Source organism: Longimicrobium sp., assembly GCA_036387335.1.
Taxonomy (GTDB): Bacteria; Gemmatimonadota; Gemmatimonadetes; order Longimicrobiales; family Longimicrobiaceae; genus Longimicrobium.
Map to the genome: position 1 here is coordinate 13,196 of DASVTZ010000092.1, position 18,070 is coordinate 31,265.

Annotated in this window: 18 protein-coding genes; 6 read left to right on the forward strand and 12 right to left on the reverse strand. The window is 70.0% G+C overall.

What is annotated here, in order from left to right; genetic code table 11:
• Positions 1–2 precede the first annotated feature (2 nt).
• Positions 3–590, reverse strand: a complete 588-nt coding sequence (locus VF647_08110; GenBank protein HEX8452045.1) for a class I SAM-dependent methyltransferase — start codon at positions 588–590, stop codon at positions 3–5.
• A 197-nt stretch (positions 591–787) separates the two neighbouring features.
• Between VF647_08110 and VF647_08115 the strand changes: the two genes are divergently transcribed.
• Entirely contained in the window at positions 788–979 is a 192-nt protein-coding gene (locus tag VF647_08115; protein ID HEX8452046.1) for a hypothetical protein, read from the forward strand.
• 24 nt (positions 980–1,003) lie between these two features.
• Positions 1,004–1,759 carry a hypothetical protein gene (locus VF647_08120; protein ID HEX8452047.1) on the forward strand — a complete coding sequence of 252 codons (756 nt, stop codon included), beginning with the start codon at positions 1,004–1,006 and terminating at the stop codon, positions 1,757–1,759.
• A 97-nt stretch (positions 1,760–1,856) separates the two neighbouring features.
• Here the strand turns inward: VF647_08120 and VF647_08125 are convergent, their stop codons facing one another.
• The 5 genes from VF647_08125 to VF647_08145 form a co-directional block, all read right to left on the reverse strand.
• Entirely contained in the window at positions 1,857–2,117 is a 261-nt protein-coding gene (locus VF647_08125) for a hypothetical protein (GenBank protein ID HEX8452048.1), read from the reverse strand.
• Positions 2,114–2,665: a DNA-3-methyladenine glycosylase I gene (locus VF647_08130; protein HEX8452049.1), complete on the reverse strand. Its 552-nt coding sequence runs from the start codon at positions 2,663–2,665 to the stop codon at positions 2,114–2,116. The genes VF647_08125 and VF647_08130 overlap by 4 nt, the downstream gene beginning before the upstream one ends.
• Positions 2,662–3,975: an APC family permease gene (locus VF647_08135; GenBank protein HEX8452050.1), complete on the reverse strand. Its 1,314-nt coding sequence runs from the start codon at positions 3,973–3,975 to the stop codon at positions 2,662–2,664. The genes VF647_08130 and VF647_08135 overlap by 4 nt, the downstream gene beginning before the upstream one ends.
• A 490-nt stretch (positions 3,976–4,465) precedes the next feature.
• Entirely contained in the window at positions 4,466–4,981 is a 516-nt protein-coding gene (locus VF647_08140; protein HEX8452051.1) for a ricin-type beta-trefoil lectin domain protein, read from the reverse strand.
• 254 nt (positions 4,982–5,235) lie between these two features.
• Complete coding sequence (locus tag VF647_08145; protein HEX8452052.1) at positions 5,236–6,441, reverse strand: hypothetical protein; 1,206 nt, start codon at positions 6,439–6,441, stop codon at positions 5,236–5,238.
• Between the two features lie 172 nt (positions 6,442–6,613).
• On the opposite strand from VF647_08145, the gene VF647_08150 reads away from it, so the two are divergent.
• Positions 6,614–7,843 carry an MFS transporter gene (locus VF647_08150; protein HEX8452053.1) on the forward strand — a complete coding sequence of 410 codons (1,230 nt, stop codon included), beginning with the start codon at positions 6,614–6,616 and terminating at the stop codon, positions 7,841–7,843.
• Between the two features lie 292 nt (positions 7,844–8,135).
• Here VF647_08150 and VF647_08155 read toward each other — a convergent pair whose 3' ends face one another.
• Together VF647_08155 and VF647_08160 are read right to left on the reverse strand one after the other, a co-directional pair.
• Complete coding sequence (locus VF647_08155; GenBank protein ID HEX8452054.1) at positions 8,136–8,831, reverse strand: LrgB family protein; 696 nt, start codon at positions 8,829–8,831, stop codon at positions 8,136–8,138.
• Positions 8,824–9,177, reverse strand: a complete 354-nt coding sequence (locus tag VF647_08160; GenBank protein ID HEX8452055.1) for a CidA/LrgA family protein — start codon at positions 9,175–9,177, stop codon at positions 8,824–8,826. Before VF647_08160 ends, VF647_08155 begins: the two co-directional genes overlap by 8 nt.
• Before the next feature lie 266 nt (positions 9,178–9,443).
• On the opposite strand from VF647_08160, the gene VF647_08165 reads away from it, so the two are divergent.
• Both VF647_08165 and VF647_08170 read left to right on the forward strand, forming a co-directional pair.
• A complete protein-coding gene (locus VF647_08165; GenBank protein ID HEX8452056.1) occupies positions 9,444–9,818 on the forward strand; it encodes a BlaI/MecI/CopY family transcriptional regulator in 375 nt (124 codons plus the stop codon).
• Positions 9,815–11,317 carry a M56 family metallopeptidase gene (locus VF647_08170; protein HEX8452057.1) on the forward strand — a complete coding sequence of 501 codons (1,503 nt, stop codon included), beginning with the start codon at positions 9,815–9,817 and terminating at the stop codon, positions 11,315–11,317. Before VF647_08165 ends, VF647_08170 begins: the two co-directional genes overlap by 4 nt.
• 75 nt (positions 11,318–11,392) lie before the next feature.
• Here the strand turns inward: VF647_08170 and VF647_08175 are convergent, their stop codons facing one another.
• Complete coding sequence (locus VF647_08175; protein HEX8452058.1) at positions 11,393–12,760, reverse strand: hypothetical protein; 1,368 nt, start codon at positions 12,758–12,760, stop codon at positions 11,393–11,395.
• Between the two features lie 402 nt (positions 12,761–13,162).
• Positions 13,163–13,627, reverse strand: a complete 465-nt coding sequence (locus VF647_08180; protein HEX8452059.1) for a hypothetical protein — start codon at positions 13,625–13,627, stop codon at positions 13,163–13,165.
• A gap of 396 nt (positions 13,628–14,023) precedes the next feature.
• Here VF647_08180 and VF647_08185 point away from each other — a divergent pair, with 396 nt between their 5' ends.
• A complete protein-coding gene (locus VF647_08185) occupies positions 14,024–15,421 on the forward strand; it encodes an MATE family efflux transporter (GenBank protein HEX8452060.1) in 1,398 nt (465 codons plus the stop codon).
• 244 nt (positions 15,422–15,665) lie between these two features.
• Here VF647_08185 and VF647_08190 read toward each other — a convergent pair whose 3' ends face one another.
• Complete coding sequence (locus VF647_08190) at positions 15,666–17,708, reverse strand: cation:proton antiporter (GenBank protein ID HEX8452061.1); 2,043 nt, start codon at positions 17,706–17,708, stop codon at positions 15,666–15,668.
• Between the two features lie 40 nt (positions 17,709–17,748).
• The coding region (locus VF647_08195; GenBank protein ID HEX8452062.1) for a glycosyltransferase at positions 17,749–18,070 on the reverse strand (322 nt) is incomplete at its 5' end.

Genomic DNA, 18,070 nt, shown 5'->3' on the forward strand with positions numbered 1-18,070 from the left:
GCCTACAGCGCGTCCAGCCTCCACATCCCCAGGCACTTCCCCGTCTCTGCGTCCTCCTCGATCAGCCGGAGCGGCTCGGGAAAGGAGAACGGGGCGAGCTGCAGGTTCACCGACCGCCAGCTCCCCGACTCGATGTCCCTGTTCTTCGCCACCTTTGGATGCGTCGTCGCGAGCAGGAAGCCGGACCCGCTCCCCTTGAAGTTGGCGATGGCGGCGCGTGCGTCGCGGAAGGAGAGGTGGATCAGGCAGTCCCTGCACAGCACCACGTCCGCGCGCGGCAGCTCGTCGCGCACGATGTCCAGCACCACGAACCGCCTCCCCTCCCCTTCGAACTCGTGGCGGTTCCGCTCGATCAGCTCCGGCACCACGTCGGCCCCCACGTACTCCACCCCGCCCAGATCGACGTGCCGCATCCAGTTGAAGTCGCCGCACGGCGCGTCGAGCAGCGACCGCGCGCCGACACCGGCGAGCAGCCCCGGAAGCTCTCTGCGGATGACGACCGTCCGCTCCAGGATCGACCCTCTCCCCGACACCGACTCGGGGCTCGCCCACGCGTTGCTCCGGTGGATCTCCGAAAAGATCTCCTCCATGCTCCGCCCCCGGCGCCCCAATACGCGCCGCGCCGCCCGTGCGAGCCAGTTCAACACCGGACCTTCTGATCGATTCACGATCTGGCAACCTTGATCATAGGTGGGACGGGAACTCCTCGCGTGCGTGGACGTACATTGACGCACCCCGCGGCCCGCCCTATGCTTGGGGTGAGACGCCCCCGAGCCCCTGGAGACGCATGACGCCAAACGACGCGCGACCCAGCAAGAGCGCGAAGGTCCACACCAATCGTTCGGGTGTGAGCTACGTAAAGGCCGACGACGTGCTCCGGAGCGAGAACGGCCGCCGGGCGATCGAACAGTCCATCAAGAATGCCGGGCGCTCCGGAAAGGCCTACAAGAGCCCTAACAACCCGGCGAAAGGGCGCTAACGGACCTTCCGGGAGCTCTCGGCCATGCCGTTCAACGTACTCCTCCTGCCTCTGCTGGGGGGGTACTTTTTTATCACCCGCTGGCTGCCGACGCGCTTTGCGACCAAGCGCTACACCGGGGAGCGGCTGCTCTTCCACGCCGCCGCCGCGGGGCTCGCGTGGCTGGCGATCGCGTTCGTCGGGGTGACACTCCTCGATTCACGCGACCCGTCGCTGGGAGCTGAATGGAAGAAGCTCATACCGTTCCCCTACGCGGGAACGTCGCTGCTTGCGTTCCTCGGCGGCGCGCTCGGCTGGTGGCCGCTGAACCTGCTCCTGCGGCTCGTGGGACGTACCCGTAACCACTATGCGCGCGCGGCGATGGAGACGTGGGGCGATTACCTGGAGATCCTGATGGAGGACTCCATCCAGCGCTCGCTTCCCGTGGCGGTGACGCTCAAGAACGGCAAGGTCTACATCGGATGGGTGCTCCAGAACTTCGACCCTGCTTACGAGCGCAAATACCTCCGGCTCCTCCCTTCGGACAGCGGGTACCGCGACCCCGCCACGCACGAGCTCAACCTCACCACCCACTACAGCCCCGTCCTTCAGGATGTGTTACGCCGGCTGAACGAAGCCGAGGCGGCCCGGCCGAACGTGGTAGATCGCCCTCCGCCTGTGGAGCCGGAAGACGGTCCTGTGGGATTGGGAGTCCTACGCGCTCTTTCGCGAGGCCGAAACGATGCCGTCGGCGGGAGATACGCCCCGCGAACCGGAGCCGCCCCTGCCTCCTGCTCCTGATCACCCGCCCTCCATCCCTCCATCCGCAGCCACGGACGAGTCCCTTCCCCTCTGAGGCGCCTCTCCGTGTCTCCGCGTCTCCGCGTGAGGCCGCTGTTCAGTCGAAGCTGTTCGTGACCACGATGCTCTCGACGATCTTGCCGTTGCGCACGAGCGCGTAGCCGGTCTGCTTCCCCAGCTTCTTCCAGGTGTTGGACGGGTTCGCGAAGGCCCACACCTCGTCGCCCTCCTCGGCCTTGGCCTTGAGCTTCTGCCACGCCATGCGGATGCGCATCGCGGTCATCTCGGAGAGGTTGCGGTGCTCCGAGATGGGCGCGTTCCCCGCCTTCTGCGACAGCCACTCCTTGGGGATCTTCATAGCGGCACCGGCGTTGAGGTCATCCAGGGCGGGCGGAGCGCGGCGACGCGGGCGAACACGGGGCAGCCGGGGTGGTGCGCGCCCGGCAGGTAGCCCGTGCTCATCAGGAACTCGCCCACGATCTCGCCGCCGGTGAAGCGGAACGTCTTCCTGAACAGCTTCACCCACTCCTCCTTCGCGAGCGGGTGGTGCGCGTCCAGCCACCCCGCGAACGAGCCGTGCGAATCGCGCAGGCGCAGGATGGTGCGCGCGTTGTCGATGGCCGCGTCCACCTTGAGGCGGTTGCGCACGATCCCGGCGTCGGCCAGCAGGCGCGCGCGCTCGGCATCGCCGTACGCCGCCACGCGCTCCACCCGGAACCCGTCGTAGGCGCGGCGGAAGGCGTCGCGCTTCCTGAGGATGGTGAGCCACGACAGACCCGCCTGGTTGATCTCCAGCACCAGGCGCTCGAAAAGCTCGTCGTCGCCGCGGAGCGGAAAGCCGTACTCCTCGTCGTGATAGGGCCCGTGGAAGGGGTGCCCCTCCGCCGCCTCGCAGTACGTCGTCATCGCGCCGCGCGGCTGGGGCGCGTGATGTAGAAGATCATCGCCGCCACGGCCAGCACCCCGAGCACCCAGGCCCACTCCGTGCGCGTCACCGAGAAGAGCATGAACGCGATCACCGCGAGCGCCAGCCAGGGGATGACCGGCGCGGCAGGCACGCGAAAGGGCATCGCGCCGTCGGTGGTCACGCCGCGGCGGCGGAGCTCCCACGCGGCCACGCAGCACGCCGCGTAGAGCAGCAGCGTGCTGAGGTTGGCCAGCACGGCGAGCAGGATGAACTTGCTGGAAATCGCAAGGGCGCAGGTGATGACCGCCTGCACCATGATGGCGACGTGCGGCGTGTGGAAGCGGGGATGCACCGAGGCCAGCGCGCGCGGCAGGAATCCGTCGCGCGCCATGGCGAAGGGGCCGCGGGGAACGGCCAGGATCATCCCGCTCACGTAGCCAAAGGTGGAGACGGCGGTCCCCACCAGGATCAGCGTGCGCCCGCCGGAGCCCATCGCCTTGCCGGCCGCATCGGCGAGGGGGGTGGCGCTCCGCGCGAGCACGTCGGTGCCGAGCACCCCCTGCGCGACGGCGTGCAGCGCCAGGTACAGCACCGTGATCCCCAGCATCGCCATGAGGATGGCGCGCGGCACGGTGCGCGCCGGGTTGCGGACCTCGCCGCTCGGCACCAGCGCGCTCTCCACCCCCGCGAAGGCGAAGATCAGCACGATGCAGGCGCGGGCCAGGCTCCCCGTCTCGGGCGCCGTGGAGGCCAGGTTCTGTGGGCTCACGGCCAGCGCCCCGGCCCCCACCAGCAGCAGCAGCGGCAGGAGCTTGGCGACGGTGGCGACGTCGTTGAGCCGCGCCCCCTGCTTCACCCCGCCGACGTTGACCCCGGCCAGCAGCGCGTACACCACCACGAGTACGCCGGCCTTGGCCACGCGCCCGCTCAGCGCCGGCACGAGCGCCGCCACCGAGTCGGCCAGAACGGTGGAGACGGCCGCGAGCGCAAAGGTCCCCACCGCCCACAGCAGCACCCCCGAGAGGAAGCCCACGAACGGCCCGAACGCCGTCTCCACGTAGGCATAGGGCCCGCCGGTGAGCGCCACCCGGCTCCCCGCATCGGCGAAGCAGAGGACGATCAGCCCCATGGCGAGCGCGCACACCGCGTACGCCCAGAGCGCGGAGGGCCCCAGCAGCTTCGACATCTCGCCGGGGAGACGAAAGATGCCACCCCCCACCGTCACGTTGACGATGCTGGCGGCCAGCGCCCACGTCCCCAGGGCACGTACGAGGCGGGACTCGGTGGATGCTACGTTGGCTTCGGTCACGGAGATGCGCGGCGGGCGGGAAGGCTCGATCGGAGGGACCCGCGGACGATACCGCCGCACGCAACCCGCGGCAAGGACGGAAACTGATAGTGCGTGAGTGCGTGAGTGCGTGAGTGCGCTGGGCGTAGTGCCTAGTGCCTGGTGCCTAGTGCCTAGTCAACCTTCCTCCCCCCCATCCTGTCATCCCTGAGGGAGCCGCCCCGCAGAAGCCCGAGTCGCGCGCGGACCTTTCTGCGGCGACCGAAGGATCTAGCCGGCGAGGCGCGAGGACTGTGGGCGACCCCGAGCCCCGCGTAACGCGCAGTAGATCCTTCGCTCCGCGCCACGGTCCGGTGCACGGGGAGCGACGGAGCCGCGCGTCGCTCAGGATGACAGAGTGGGGTGAGCACGAATGCACGCCATCGCCCCTCCCCCAGGTTTTATCGGGGGAGGGGCGATGGAGGGGGCCCGCACTAACGCACTAACGCACTAACGCACTAACGCACCGCCGTCACGGCTTCGACTTCCAGCGCGTGTTGCTCGGCGGGCTGCTCGTGTTGCAGGCGGCCATCACCAGCTTGGTCTCGTTGGTGCCGGTCTGCGCGGAGACGCAGTTGCCGCTGCCACCCATCCACTGGCCGGTGCTGAGGAGATACCAGTGCTGGCTGTCGCCCGGGCCGCTGAGCGGGCGGCACGGCCAGATCTTCACCTGCGACCCGATCGACCCGCTGCTCGGGTAGTAGTCCATGCAGTACTGGTAGCCGCTGGAGTCCGTCTGCCCCTTCTGCACGATGACGTGCCCGTCGCTCGTGAGGGCGAAGTACTGGTTCACCGACGACTGGCAGTTGTAGATCTGGAGGTTGTTGCCGCCCGTGAGGTAGCCGCGGTAGTTGTCCATGCACTTGCCCGTCCAGGCAAGGCTCTCGTACCCGTAGTACGTCTGGGCGCTGGCGCCGCCCGGGAGTGCCGCGAGCGCCACGAGCGCCGCGGCGAGGGCGAAGACGGTTCTGGTGCGGGTGAGGTGCATCCTGTTCCTCCGGGGTAAGGTGATGGGATCCACGCGGCCTCTCGGGCGCCGCGTGTGCCCAGTATAACGCGCCCGGCGTGACTTGGCCGTGATTTCTGTGCGTAACGCTCCTTTTCAGGCGTCGCGCTCAGGCGGACCGGAGATGATGCGAAAAGCAGGTGCGGCCGGTTCGTGTCTATCGCTGCAAGGTGGCCTCACACATAGGATTATGCGACTTTTTCTCCGCGCAGGTCCATCGGTTCGGCAGGTGTGGATCAGGAGGGGAGGTGCACCGTCACGGGCGCGGCGGAGCTGGTCAGGGTGCCGTTGCCGAGCTGCCCCCGCTCGCCGCCGCCCCAGCACAGCACGCTTCGCTCGCGGGTGAGGCCGCAGGTGTGCGTGCTCCCCAGCTCCAGCGCGGCGAAGCGGTGCGTGGCGACGCGCGTGCCCACCGGATCGCAGGTGATGGGCGATGCGGTTGAGAAGCAGGGCGTGGCGGCCGGAGGCGTTCCGCCGAGCCGCCCGCCCGACGTGCTCCCCCAGCAGAGCGCCGCATCGTCGCTGCCGGTGACGCAGGCGTGCACCGCGAAGGTGTTCTCCGAGTTGAGTGCCAGCACGCGGAGCGGCGCCCCTCCGAACGCCGGCCGTGGGTCGCGCCCGCCGATGAAGTCGCCGGTGCCGAACGACCCGGACGTGTTGTCGCCCCAGCACGATACGCGCGTGTCCGCCGTCCTTCCGCAGGCGAAGGTGGTCCCCGTCATCAGCTCCACGTACGCCAGCTCGCCCCCGGCGCGCGCGGGGAGCGGCTGCACGGGCGCGGCATCGGTGGTGAGGACGTTCTGCCAGTTCAGCCCCCAGCAGTACGCCTTCCCCGCGCCATCCAGCCCGCAACTGTGGATGGTGGCCGCGACGATCGAGGTGAGCCGCGCCGCCCCCCCCACCGGCTCCGGCGCCGGGTGCGCGTCCGTGTCCGCCCGGCCGATGCCGAGCTGGCCCTGCACGTTCCTCCCCCAGCAGTACGCCACGCCGTCCACCGCCATCCCGCAGAGATGCGAGTAGCCCACGCTCACCGAGCGCCACGTCATCGCCGGCGCGACGGCCACCGGCGAGCTCACGAACGGCTCGGAAACGCCGAACGCCTGCGCCGGGTTGCGTCCCCAGCAGAAGAGCTTCCCCGCCCCGTTCAGCGCGCACGTCGTCTCGCCCCCCGCGCTGATGGCCGCGAACCGCTCCCCGCTGGCCACGCGCGCCGGCTCGGGGACACTGGCGGGCGCGGCCCCGCCGCCGATCTGGCCGAAGTCGTTGCTTCCCCAGCAGTACACCTCGCCCGACCGCAGCAGCGCGCAGGTGTGCCCGCCCCCCGCCGCCAGCGCGACCGGCGAAGTGGAGGGGGCGCCCAGCGTGGAATCGGTGGTGCACCCGGCCAGGAGCGCGCACGCCAGGAGCGCGGCCGGAAGGGAGTCGCGGATGAGCATCTGCATCGTTTGAAGTCGAGGGGGATCGGTCCGCGGAAGCAAACGTCTCATTCCCATCGCTTTGCACAAAATGTCGTGACCCTGCACGCGAGCCATGCCGCCACCACCCGCGGCTCCGATTGCGCGGAGCGGGCGTGGCGGAGTATCGTCCCGCTCCCCCAGCCCGCGAGAAGCGTCGATGGCCGAGCGGCACGACCCGTACGTATCCCTGCGCAACCCCAACTTCCTCTGGTACGTCGCGAGCCTGGTGGCGCTCACGCTGGGCACGCAGATCCAGGCGACGGTGGTGGCGTGGCAGGTGTACGAGATCACCCGCGACCCGCTCTCGCTGGGGCTGGTGGGGCTGGCGGAGGCGATCCCCTTCATCGGCGCGGCGCTGTACGCGGGCCATGTGGCGGACCTGCACGACCGCAAGCGCCTCTGCCTGGCCGCCCTCCTGGTGCAGACGGCGTGCGGCGGCGCCCTGCTCGCGCTGGCCATGCGGCCGCAGGTCCTGGCCGGTGGCACCTGGCCGATCTTCGCCGTGGTCTTCGCCAGCGGCGTGGCGCGCTCCTTTCTGCAGCCCGCCCGCACGGCGCTGGGGGCGGAGATCGTGCCGCGCGAGACGTACGCCAACGCGGTGGCGTGGCGCTCGTCGCTATGGCAGTTCGGGGCGGTGATGGGGCCCGCGCTGGGCGGAGTGCTGTACGGCTTCGCCAGCGCCCGCGCCGCCTACGCGGCGGAGGCCGCGCTCTGCGCGCTCGCGCTCCTCCTCTTCGCGCGCATCGCGTACACGCGCCGCCCCGCCGCCGCGCGCGAGGGCACCATCGGCGAGAACCTCACCATCGGCATCCGCTTCCTGCTGAAGCAGCCGCAGCTGCTGGGCGCGCAGGTGCTGGACCTCTTCTCCGTGCTCTTTGGCGGCGCCCCGGCGCTCCTCCCCATCTTCGCGGCGGAGATCCTGCGGGTGGGGCCGCAGGGGCTGGGCGTCCTTCGCGCCGCCCCCGCCGCCGGCGCCGTGGCGATGTCGCTCGTCCTGGCGCACCGCAAGCTGCGCCGCGCCGGCCCCACGCTCCTGCTGTGCGTGGCCGGGTTCGGGGTGTGCTGGATCCTCTTCGCCCTGTCGCACTCCTTCTGGCTCTCGCTCGCCCTGCTGGCGCTGAGCGGGATGCTGGACAACGTCAGCGTCGTGATCCGCTCCACCCTTCTGACGCTGCGCACCCCCGAGCACCTGCTGGGCCGCGTCTCCGCCGTGAACCAGATCTTCATCGGCTCCTCCAACGAGATCGGCTCCTTCGAGTCCGGCGTGGCCGCGCGGCTGCTGGGCGCCGTCAACTCCGTGCTCCTGGGCGGGCTGGTGACGCTCGGCGTGGTGGGCGTCACCGCGATCAAGGTGCCGGCGCTGCGGGAGCTGGACGAGCTGGAGTGAGGCGGGGGCCCTCACCCCCGCTCGTTACACTCGCTGCCCCCTCTCCCGATAACAGGAGAGGGCTGCGCCCTCCTGTCATCGAGAGAGGGGGCGTGAAGACGCGTTCCTCCGACGGGTTGGGGCTGGCGGGCGGGTACGAGCCGGCTTCAGCCGCCTTCCCGTAGTTCCAGCCGGGGGCTTCAGCCCCCGGCGACCCGGCGACCCGGCGATCCGCCTCGGCGTTCGCGCCCCCGCCGTTCGTGCCCCCAGCGATGGTGTCCCGGCGTTCATGCCCCAGTTGATGCCCGCCACCTCACCCCAGCACCCCCGCCCTCGCCAGCAGCGCCACCAGCAGCGGAGCGAGAATCGCCGTCGCCACCCCCATCAGCCCGATGGCGAGCCCGCCCCCGGCCGCCTCCGCCGTCCCCTCCTCCGCCGCGCGCGCGGTGCCGATGCCGTGCGCCGCGGCCCCCATCGCCAGCCCGAACGCGGTGCGGCTCCTCACACCGGCCGCCCGCAGCACCGCCGGCCCCAGCGCCGCGCCCAGCACCCCCGTCCCGATCACCAGCGCCGCGCTCAGCGACGGAATCCCGCCGATCCGCTCCGCGATGCCGATGGCGATGGGTGTCGTCACGGAGCGCGGCGCCAGCGACCTCACCACCTCCGCCGACGCGCCGAGCCACGCCGCCACGCACACCCCCGACACGATCCCCACCACGCTCCCGGCGACGATCGAGGTCAGAATCGCCCTCCCCCGCCGCGCGATCTCCTCGCCCTGCAGGAAGAGCGGCACGCCGAGCGCGACCACCGCCGGCCCCAGGAAGAAGCTGAGAATCCGCCCCCCGCGGTCGTACTGCGCGTGCTCGATCCCCAGCCCCCGCAGCGCGCAGATCAGCACCACCACCGACACGAGCACCGGGTTGAAGAACGGCATCCGCCAGCGCCGGTAGAGCCACGAGGCGGCCGCGTACACCGCCACCGTCGCGGCGATGGAGAGCACCTCAGCCACGCCGCTCCATCCGCTGCATGAGGCCCCCCACCGTCAGCAGCACGAACATCGTACTCCCCACCGCCGCCGCTATGATCGGAAGCCACTCGCGGCCGATCAGATCGAAGTACAGCATCAACCCCACCCCCGGCGGCACGAACAGGAGCCCCATGTAGCGCACGAGGAGCTCCGCCGCGCCTCGCACCCACACCAGTGGAATCCACCCCATCCTCAGCGCCCCCGCCAGGAGCAGCATCCCCGCAACGCTCCCAGGCATCGGCAGCCGCGCCACCGACACCAGCGCCTCCCCCGCCGCCCAGAACCCGAGCAGCACCGCGACTCCCACGACCGCCTTCACCCATCCCATGAAGATCCCCTCGCGATGGAGTCCCTCCCCGAAATCCAGAAGTTACATCCCCCGCAACCCTCCTCACCATCCCGGCATCCAACCCGAAGCCACGCGGTGCACCCTCTCTCTCTGCGTCTCCGCGCCTCCGCGTGAGCCAAGCAGTTGCAGTTCCCTCCGCGAATCCGCGCCTCCGCGTGAGACTCCCCGTAATCGCATCTACGGAAAAAGCCGTTGACAATCACCCGCTGCCAGATTAGCCTACGGAAGAACCCGTAGACAAGACCATGACCGAGATCATCTTCACACCCCGCGAGCTGGACGTGATGAGCATCCTCTGGCGGAGCGGCTCCGGCACCGTCAACGAGGTGCGCGAGGCGCTCGGCGAGGAGCTCGCCTACACGTCCGTGCTCTCCGTGCTGCAGACGCTGGAAGAAAAGGGGTACGTGCGCCACGAGCCCGAGGGCCGCGCCTACCGCTACCACCCCACGGTCGCGCCGGACCGCGCGGGCCGCAGCGCCATCAGCCGCATCCGCGAAGCCGTATTCCAGGGCTCCGCGGAGCTGATGTTCGCCCAGCTCGTCTCCGACCGCGGCCTCAAGCGCGAGGAGCTGGAGCGCATGCGCCGCCTACTCGCAGAGCGGATGGAGGAAGAGCCATGATCGTGTCGTGGATGCTGTACTCGCTGCTGGTGAGCGCGCTGGTGGCCGCTGCAGCATGGGTGCTGGAGGAAGTCTGCCGCCTGCTGGGCCGCCCCGTGCGCTGGGTGTGGATCGGCGCGATGGGAGCCACCCTCGCCCTCGTCGCGCTGGCCCCGCTCCGCACCACCGCACCCACCAGGCTCTCCTTCGACGCAGCCGTCGTCCGCCGCACCGCCCCCATCGCGGCGGACGACGCGGATGCCGGCCTATTCGCCGCCCTGGCGCACGCCGCCACCGCCGTCCGCGACCTGGCCGGCGACACCCTGCGCGACGCCGCCACCCTCGGCGCCCGCATCCCGGGTGAGGCGCTGGCGGCCGGCTGGCTCGTCCTCACCGCCGCGCTCCTGGCGATCGCCGCGGCCACCCTCCACCGCGCCCGCCGCGAGCGCCGCCGCTGGCCGCTGCACGACGTCGCCGGCACGCCTGTGCGCGTGGCGCCGCGCGTCGGACCGGCGGTGCTCGGCGTGCGCACGCCGGAAGTCGTCGTCCCTCGCTGGCTCCTGGAATCCAGCCCCGAAGAGCAGCGGCTGGTCGTGCTGCACGAGCGCGAGCACATCCGCGCCCGCGACCCGCTCCTGCTGGCGGCGGGGTGCCTGGCCGCGGCGCTGGTCCCCTGGAACCCGGCCGCCTGGTGGATGCTCCGCCGGCTGCGGACGGCCGTGGAGCTGGACTGCGACACCCGCGTGCTGCGCCACGGCGTGCGCCCCGCCGCGTACGGAACGCTGCTGATCGACATGGCCGGGCGTGGACCCGGCCTCACCCTGGGCGCACCGGCGCTGGCCGGCACGCCCTCATCCCTGGAACGGAGAATACGAGCCATGAACGTACGGATTCCGCGCTTCGCCCCGGCGCGCGCCGGGCTGCTGGGCGTGCTGGCGACGGGCGCCCTCGTCGCCGCCTGCGAGACCGCGCTCCCCACCACCTCCGAAGTCGACCGCATGGACGTCCGCGCCGCCGAGACGCAGGCGACCCGCTTCCGCGTGTTCGATGGCGAGGCGAAGATGGTCTACATCGTCGACGGCAAGCAGGTCACCGCTGAGGAAGCGCATGCGCTCACCTCTGGACGCATCGCCCAGATCTCGGTCCATCGCAAGGACGACGGCACCGGCACCTTCACCATCACCACCGGCGCGCGCACGTTCGAAGGGACCGGTCACGCCCGGGACTTCACCATCCTCCGCAGGGAAGCCGCCGGCGGCACCCAGATCCGCATCCGCGGCGACAGTGCCCACGCCGAGTCGTTCGGCCCGGTCCGCATCCGCAGCGGCGAGACCTTCGAGGGCCTGATGGTCGTCGACGGACGCATCGCCGACCCGAGCGCCATGCGCACCATCGCGCCGGAACGCATCGACAACATCGAAGTCATCAAGGGCCCCGCCGCCGCCAGCCTCTACCCCAACGACCCCCGCGCCGCCCACGGCGTCATCCGCATCACCACCAAGGCCGCCGCACAGCGCTGAGGCAAGCGCACACCGCAGGGCAGAGGCTCCACGGGCGAGGACGGCCCGTGGAGTCTTGTTTTTCAAACAGAGGAGTCACAGGCCGAAGTCGAACGCTTTGCCGACGAAGATACTGAGCCGCCCTCTATCGGTCTTGCTGTTCCAACTCGGATTTATCCCGGCGATCAGCGCCCCATCAGAGTTCGCGACGACGTAGATAGGAAGCTCAATGCCTATCTCACCGCCGTTGACACCGTAGCTCAGGTGTGGGTTGACAGCAAGGCGTCGCGTGAGGAAACTGCGTACCTGCGCGTCGAGCACCGCTTCGCGCTCCCGTGCGGGTGCGCCGATGGGACGATTTCGGCACCGCAATGCACCGCCGGTGCCAACGGGCGTACAGATATCCGCCGCCGCACCCACGGCGAAAGACTGTTGCCAGCGTGCACCCGCGCTCACCAGGTTAACCCCGCCCGCAGCATTGACAAGGGTGCCGAACTTCCCCTCAACCGACCAAGGCATCGTCTCTTCCGACTCGGGCTCAAAGTCGTCGGCGCGGAGGTAGTTGACAGTCTCTCGTCCCACTTCGGACGCGATGCTCCAAAGAAACCGAAATGCCCCGCCCGCGACGACATCATGCTCGGCGAGCATTGATTCGGAGAGTTTAGCCGGATTCAGAATGGACCCAGGCACCTCCCCGCACTGGAAGGTATCGGGAAGGCGGCGATGGCGGCGCGCCTCCAAGCACCAGGCCTGGAGATCCGCGGATCTCCCGACGGGATCACGCACCCATCCGTTCAACGCCAATGATGCCGTGGTAGCGCCACCCAATCCACGTAGATCTGCCAGGATGGTCGGTTCCTCGCCCTCGGCCAGTGGCGCTGAGGCGGAAAACACCAGATGCGAGCGGCTGAACCCCCCCGCTCCCGCGCTCCATTTCCCCACTTCGGCTTCGATACGTGCACGCTTCTCCTCCGTTGCGGCGGTGAGGTACACAGTAGGCGCGGGTACGGCTCGGAGCGTGGCGCCCGCAACCGGCGCGGGTACCGTGAGCAGAGGGCCTTCTTGTGCTGTGGCTGGGTGGACAGCCATCCACAAGGACATCAATACAGCCGCAGGTGCACAGACCCGAATAGTGGTCAGACCGCGAGCCCGGCCCTTCTTATCCGTGCGGAGTGGCGGCGGTTTGAACGCGGCGCACTCGGGTCCCACCACCGCGAGAGTGTATGGTTCATCGTCAAGGCCACTGTCTGCGAGCCAGCGCAGGAGGTAGTCGCCCTGTCCCGCACGCGCGCGCCAAAGTCCAGATTCAGCATCCCGATCCAGCGGAACATCGTCCATCAGGACTAGCTCAGCCAGTCCCGCCGTCACCTGGAACTTCACCTCCACCGTTTGTCTCGGCTCGCCACCGAGTTGCGGGAGCGCTTCTGCTGCCTCGGCCGCAGTGAACTTGTCCTGATCCGCCATTCCACCTCCCGGTTGCTGCTACGTTCGTGAAGCAGACGCTGGCACTGCCAGCTAGGGCCTCTCATGGATTGGATGGACGAGGTACGGCCATTTCGCACTATACGAACGGTCGCACACCCCTGTGGTGTCAGGCTGCAAATCGGCCGCGAAAACAGGGGGAGGCTAAAGGAGGCTGGGGTATACGGATGCGCCGGGTAAAGGCCGGTGACGTCCCGAATGTCCGAAGCGGGAAGGGATCAGGACCAAGCAGTGGATCCGGAGTGCGTCCAACACGTGGCCGCCCCGCCGCCGAGCAGGTAAACCGCCGTGGCTGGCGCTCGGCCAACCTCAATCTCGCCCATGATGTGACAGATGGCCGGAGCTACGGACTGTCTTCGCACCGGTATGCTGTTGGCCGGACAGCTACGGTTCGGGCATGAAGGTGCCGATAAGGGCGAGGAGGAGGAGGATGCCTCCGAGCACGATCCCCGCGATGTTGAGCCCGGAGTAATTGGCTTTCACCGGCGCCGGGTGCGAGCTCCGTGCGTTCGCCTCGTTGACCGTGTGCTGCACCGAGAGAAGTGGAAGGAAGCTCAGCAGGCCGACGAGCCAGAGCGGGTCCGGCAGCTGGGTTACGAGGTTCAGCAGGAAGTAGGCGATCGCCATCGCCGCCGCGCTCCAGCCGGGCGTCACACCCCAGTGGCGGACCTCGTCGTCCACGTCCGAGAAGAGCGAGTACGCGAAGAAGGGCGCGAAGATCGCCCGCAGCGGCGCCGTGACGCCGCGCCTGCGCAGCTCGTTGCGCAGTCTCCAGTTGCGGTAGAACCAGTAGACGTGGTACAGTCCAAAGGTGCACACCGACATGAATAGGAGCTTAGTCCCGCTCATCGGGTGCAATGCGACTTCGGCGGTGTCGCTGAGTCGACCGGCGCGGGCGGGGGAGGGGTAAATGCGTTGGCGTGCTGCGGCCGTCCGCAGCGCACGCGGGCGGGCGCGAGCGAAGACACCTGCGCTCCGCAGTCAGGGCAGGATACCAGCGTCATGGTTCGGATTCGGAGGGTGGCGGGATCGAAACGAGGGGCTCCGCAATTCTCGTCGCCTGGGCGCGGACACCAGCCTGGGCGCTGACCGGAGTCCCTCCGCACACCGACGGGTGGCGAATCCTGGACGCCGGAGTGACGAAGAGACCCTCCGCGACTATCTTGCCCGCCGAGGGTTTTCCTTTAAAGTGCGCTTCGAGGCTGCCCGCCGCCCCCATCCTTCTCCCGCGCCACCCGGAGCCCTTTGAGCGCACCCGCCCCCGCTGCTCGCTACGACCGCTCGATCGTGGAGGGGCCGCTGCGCCCCGCAGTCTGGAAGCTGGCGTGGCCCGGGATGCTGGCCAACGTCGTTGGGGGGCTGCAGGGGATGGTGGACCACGTGATGGTGGGGCACATGGTGGGGTACGCGGGGAACGCCGCCATCGGGGTGGCGTGGCAGATCTTCCTGGTGGTGATCGCCTTCATCTCGTCGCTCTTCACCGGGATGGGAGTGCTGGTGGCCCGCGCCGCCGGCGCACGCGACTCCGCCCGGGTGGACCGCGTGGTGTACCAGGCCTTCCTCACGGCGCTGGGGATCTCGGTGGGGATCATGGCGCCCCTGGGGTACTTCCTGGCGCCGTGGCTGCTGGACCGGGTGAACGCCGCGCCCGCGGTGCAGGCGGAGGCGCTCCCCTTCCTGCGCGTGATGTTCCTGTTCAGCGGCGGGATGCTCGTGTTCTTCATGCTGGGCGGGGCGCTGCGCGCGGCTGGAGATGCCCGCACTCCCATGGTGCTGGGCTTCGTCATGACGGCGCTCAACCTGGGGCTCAACCTCATCCTGATTCCCGCCTTCGGCACGGTGGGCGCCGCCATGGGGACCACGATCGCGTCGGGGCTGGTGGCGGCGTACGCGCTCTTCCGGCTGGTGCGCGGCGGGTGGGTGGTGTCGTTCCCGCGGGGTGGCGGGTGGGGGCCGGACTGGGGGGTGATCCGCGCCCTCTTCGGTTTTGGGCTCCCCACCGGGATCCAGGGGATCGCCATGAACGTGGGCGGGGTGCTGATGCTGGCCTACATCGGCTCGCTGGCCCAGAGCGCCGCGGCGCAGGCGGCGTACGCGGTGTCGTACGGGCAGCTCTTCTCGCTTATCACCTGGACGTCGGTGGGGCTGATGGGCGCCGCGGCCGCCGTCGCCGGGCAGAACCTGGGCGCGGGCCAGCCGGACCGCGCCGCCGCCGCCGTACGCGTGACGGCCGGGATCGGGCTGGGCGGAGCGGCCGTCGTGGGGGCGCTCTTCCTCGCCGCCCCGCGCGTGCTGCTGGCGATCTTTGGGATGGACGAGCCCGCCGCGGTGGAGCTGGGCGTCCAGCTTCTGCAGGTGCTGGGTGTCTCGGGGATGTTCGTGGCGGTGGCGCTCACCTACACGGGCGGGCTCCAGGGCACGGGCGACACACGCGGGCCGCTCTACATCTCCGTGGCTTCGCAGGTGGTGCTGCCGCTGGGGATCTGCTTCGTGATCCGGCGCACGGGGACGCTGGATCCCATCGACGTCTGGCTCGCCATCCTGGCCGGTCACGTGGCGCGGTGCACGCTGAGCGTACTGCGCTTCAAGCAGGGCCGCTGGCGGGCGATCACCGTCGAAATCGCCCACGCGCCGTCGTCCTGAACACGACCGCTGCCGCGAAGAACCAACGAGGGAAGTCTCACGCAGAGGCGCAGAGACGCAGGGAGAGAACAACAGAGAACAGCATCACACAGAGGCCACAGAAGGAACTGAAAGCCACAGAGAACCCTCCTTCTGTTCTTCCTCTGTGGCTCTGTGTCTCTGTGTGAGCCATGCAGTTGCGGTCCTCTCCTGCGTCTCTGCGCCTCTGCGTGAGACCAGTCGTTACGTTTTTCCGTGACTGGGATCAGAGCGTGCGCTCGTCCACGTAGCACCAACCCCAGCGGTCGCCCGGCTCGGCGGAGCGCATGATGGGGTGCAGGGTGGAATGGAAGTGCGCCGACGCGTGGCGGTTCGGGGATGAATCGCAGCATCCCACGTGGCCGCACGTCATGCAGATGCGCAGGTGCACCCAGCGGTCGCCGGTGCGCAGGCATTCCTCGCAGCCGCGGGCGCTCGGATGCACCGGACGCACCCGGGCCACGTGGCCGCACGCGGTGGCGGGTGCGAACGTCACCGTGCGCTCCGGGTCGAGCACGACGTCCGCCGGCTCGGGCGTGGCGGCGCGCACGGGCTCCTCGCGCGCGCCCACGTCGCCCGCGGACACCCCCATCGCGCCGAGCACGCTGGAGGTGAGCCGGGCCATGGCCTCCGTCTCCTCCGCTACCACGATGTCCGCGCCGGATTGCAGCAGTGATTCGGTGTCCGCGGCGTAGCGGGTGCGCACCAGGATCTGGAGCGTCGGGTTCAGCGAGCGCGCCACCGTCGTGATGCGGAGGGCGGTGCCGGGATCGTCGTCCGCGATCACCATGGCGCGCGCACGCTCGGCGCCGGCCATCTGCAGGGTGCGGGCGCGGGTGGCGTCGCCGCGCAGCACGGGGAAACCCGCCGCGTCCGCCTCGCTCGCGCCGCCCGGGTTGAGCGTGGTGATGACGTACGGGACGCCGCCGCGGTGCAGCACGCGCACCAGCTCCCGCGCCGCCTCGCCGTAGCCGGCCACCACCACGTGCCCGTCCAGCGGCGGCAGGTGCGACGAGTCCTCGTCCTCCCCCATCCGCGCCTGCTCCATCGACCCGCGGTGCGCCTCCATCCGCCCTTCCAGCCGCGTCCCGAGCGAGGCGAGCGCCGGGGTGAGGATCATCAGCAGCACGGTGGTGGCGATGAAGGCCTGCGAGCCCGTCTCTCCGAGTCCCGCCGGCGTGAGCCCCGCGGCCCGCCCGGCGCGCTCCAGCACGAAGGAGAACTCCCCCACCTGGGCCAGCACGAGCCCGCTGGCCGCGGCCGCCGGGAGCCGGTAGCCCAGCGCACGCACCGCCACCGTGGTGGTGGCGAACTTCACCGCCAGCACCCCCGCCGCCGCACCCAGCACGAGCAGCGGGTGGCGAAGCAGGAACGCGGGGTCCGTCAGCATCCCCACCGAGACGAAAAAGGTGGCGCTGAAGAGGATCTGAAGAGGGAGGATCTCGCCCAGGGCGTGCTCGCTGAAGCGGCTCTCACTCACCAGCAGCCCCGCCAGGAAGGCGCCCAGCGACAGGCTCACCCCCGCCAGGCTGGTGAGGTACGCCGTGCCGAAGCACACCGCGACCACCGTGAGCAGAAAGATCTCCGGCGAGCAGGTGCGGGCGACCACGTCCAGCAGCGGCGGCATCACACGACGCGCCACCAGCAGCACCAGGGCGATGATGGCCGCGGCCCTCGCCAACGCCCAGGCGATCTCCTGCGGCGGCCCGCCCGCCCCGCCCAGCGTGGGCACCAGCAGCACCATGGGGATGATGGCCAGGTCCTGGAAGATCAGCAGCCCCAGCGCCACCTGCCCGTGCTCGACCGCCGCCTCGCCGCGGTCGCCCAGGAGCTTCAGGACGATGGCGGTGGAGGAGAGCGCCACCAGGAAGCCGGTGAACACCCCCACCCGCCAATCCGCCCCAAAGATCGCCAGCACGCCCGCCGTGACCCCGGTGGCCAGCAGCACCTGGAGCCCGCCCGCGCCGAAGATCAGGCGGCGGATGCGGGCCAGCTTTTCGAACGAGAACTCGATGCCGATGGTGAAGAGAAGGAGGACGACGCCCACCTCCGCGGCTGCGTTGGCCAGCTCCAGGTCGCGCACCAGCCCCAGCGCGTTGGGCCCGATCAGCACCCCCGCCAGCAGGAAGCCGACGATGGGGAGCAGCTTGACCCGGCTTCCGAGGTAGGCGATCAGCGCGCCCGCCACCAGCAGCGTGGCGATCTGCGTAAAGAACTCCGGGGTGGCGCCCGCGAGTGCGAGCGCGCTCAGGGGAGCGGTGAAGTCCACGGGGCGGGTGTTCAGCGGTTCGGGGGACGCGGGCGCCGGCTCACCGCCGCCGTCCGATGCTTACCAGATGCGCGTACAGCTCGCGGTAGGCTGCGACGATGGCTTCCTTGCTGTGGCGCGTGCGGACGGTGTGCAGGCCGGCGTCGGCCAGGCGGCGCAGTTCCGGTTGCCCGGACTCCAGGGCGCGCAGGATGCCGTCGCGCATCGCCCGCGCGTCCGAGGCGGCGACGAGGAGACCCGTTTCGCCATCGACCATCAGCTCTTCGGCGCCGCGGGTGCGGGTGGAGAGCACGGGTACGTTGCGGCCCCACGCCTCCAGGATCACGTTCCCCAGGTGCTCGATGCGCGAGGGGCAGATGAAG

Excerpts from the sequence above, each read along its gene's own strand:
- VF647_08110 (HEX8452045.1), bottom strand. The coding sequence starts at position 590 with ATGGAGGAGATCTTTTCGGAGATCCACCGGAGCAACGCGTGGGCGAGC.
- VF647_08115 (HEX8452046.1), top strand. The coding sequence starts at position 788 with ATGACGCCAAACGACGCGCGACCCAGCAAGAGCGCGAAGGTCCACACC.
- VF647_08120 (HEX8452047.1), top strand. The coding sequence starts at position 1,004 with ATGCCGTTCAACGTACTCCTCCTGCCTCTGCTGGGGGGGTACTTTTTT.
- VF647_08125 (HEX8452048.1), bottom strand. The coding sequence starts at position 2,117 with ATGAAGATCCCCAAGGAGTGGCTGTCGCAGAAGGCGGGGAACGCGCCC.
- VF647_08130 (HEX8452049.1), bottom strand. The coding sequence starts at position 2,665 with ATGACGACGTACTGCGAGGCGGCGGAGGGGCACCCCTTCCACGGGCCC.
- VF647_08140 (HEX8452051.1), bottom strand. The coding sequence starts at position 4,981 with ATGCACCTCACCCGCACCAGAACCGTCTTCGCCCTCGCCGCGGCGCTC.
- VF647_08145 (HEX8452052.1), bottom strand. The coding sequence starts at position 6,441 with ATGCAGATGCTCATCCGCGACTCCCTTCCGGCCGCGCTCCTGGCGTGC.
- VF647_08150 (HEX8452053.1), top strand. The coding sequence starts at position 6,614 with ATGGCCGAGCGGCACGACCCGTACGTATCCCTGCGCAACCCCAACTTC.
- VF647_08160 (HEX8452055.1), bottom strand. The coding sequence starts at position 9,177 with ATGGGATGGGTGAAGGCGGTCGTGGGAGTCGCGGTGCTGCTCGGGTTC.
- VF647_08165 (HEX8452056.1), top strand. The coding sequence starts at position 9,444 with ATGACCGAGATCATCTTCACACCCCGCGAGCTGGACGTGATGAGCATC.
- VF647_08170 (HEX8452057.1), top strand. The coding sequence starts at position 9,815 with ATGATCGTGTCGTGGATGCTGTACTCGCTGCTGGTGAGCGCGCTGGTG.
- VF647_08175 (HEX8452058.1), bottom strand. The coding sequence starts at position 12,760 with ATGGCGGATCAGGACAAGTTCACTGCGGCCGAGGCAGCAGAAGCGCTC.
- VF647_08180 (HEX8452059.1), bottom strand. The coding sequence starts at position 13,627 with ATGAGCGGGACTAAGCTCCTATTCATGTCGGTGTGCACCTTTGGACTG.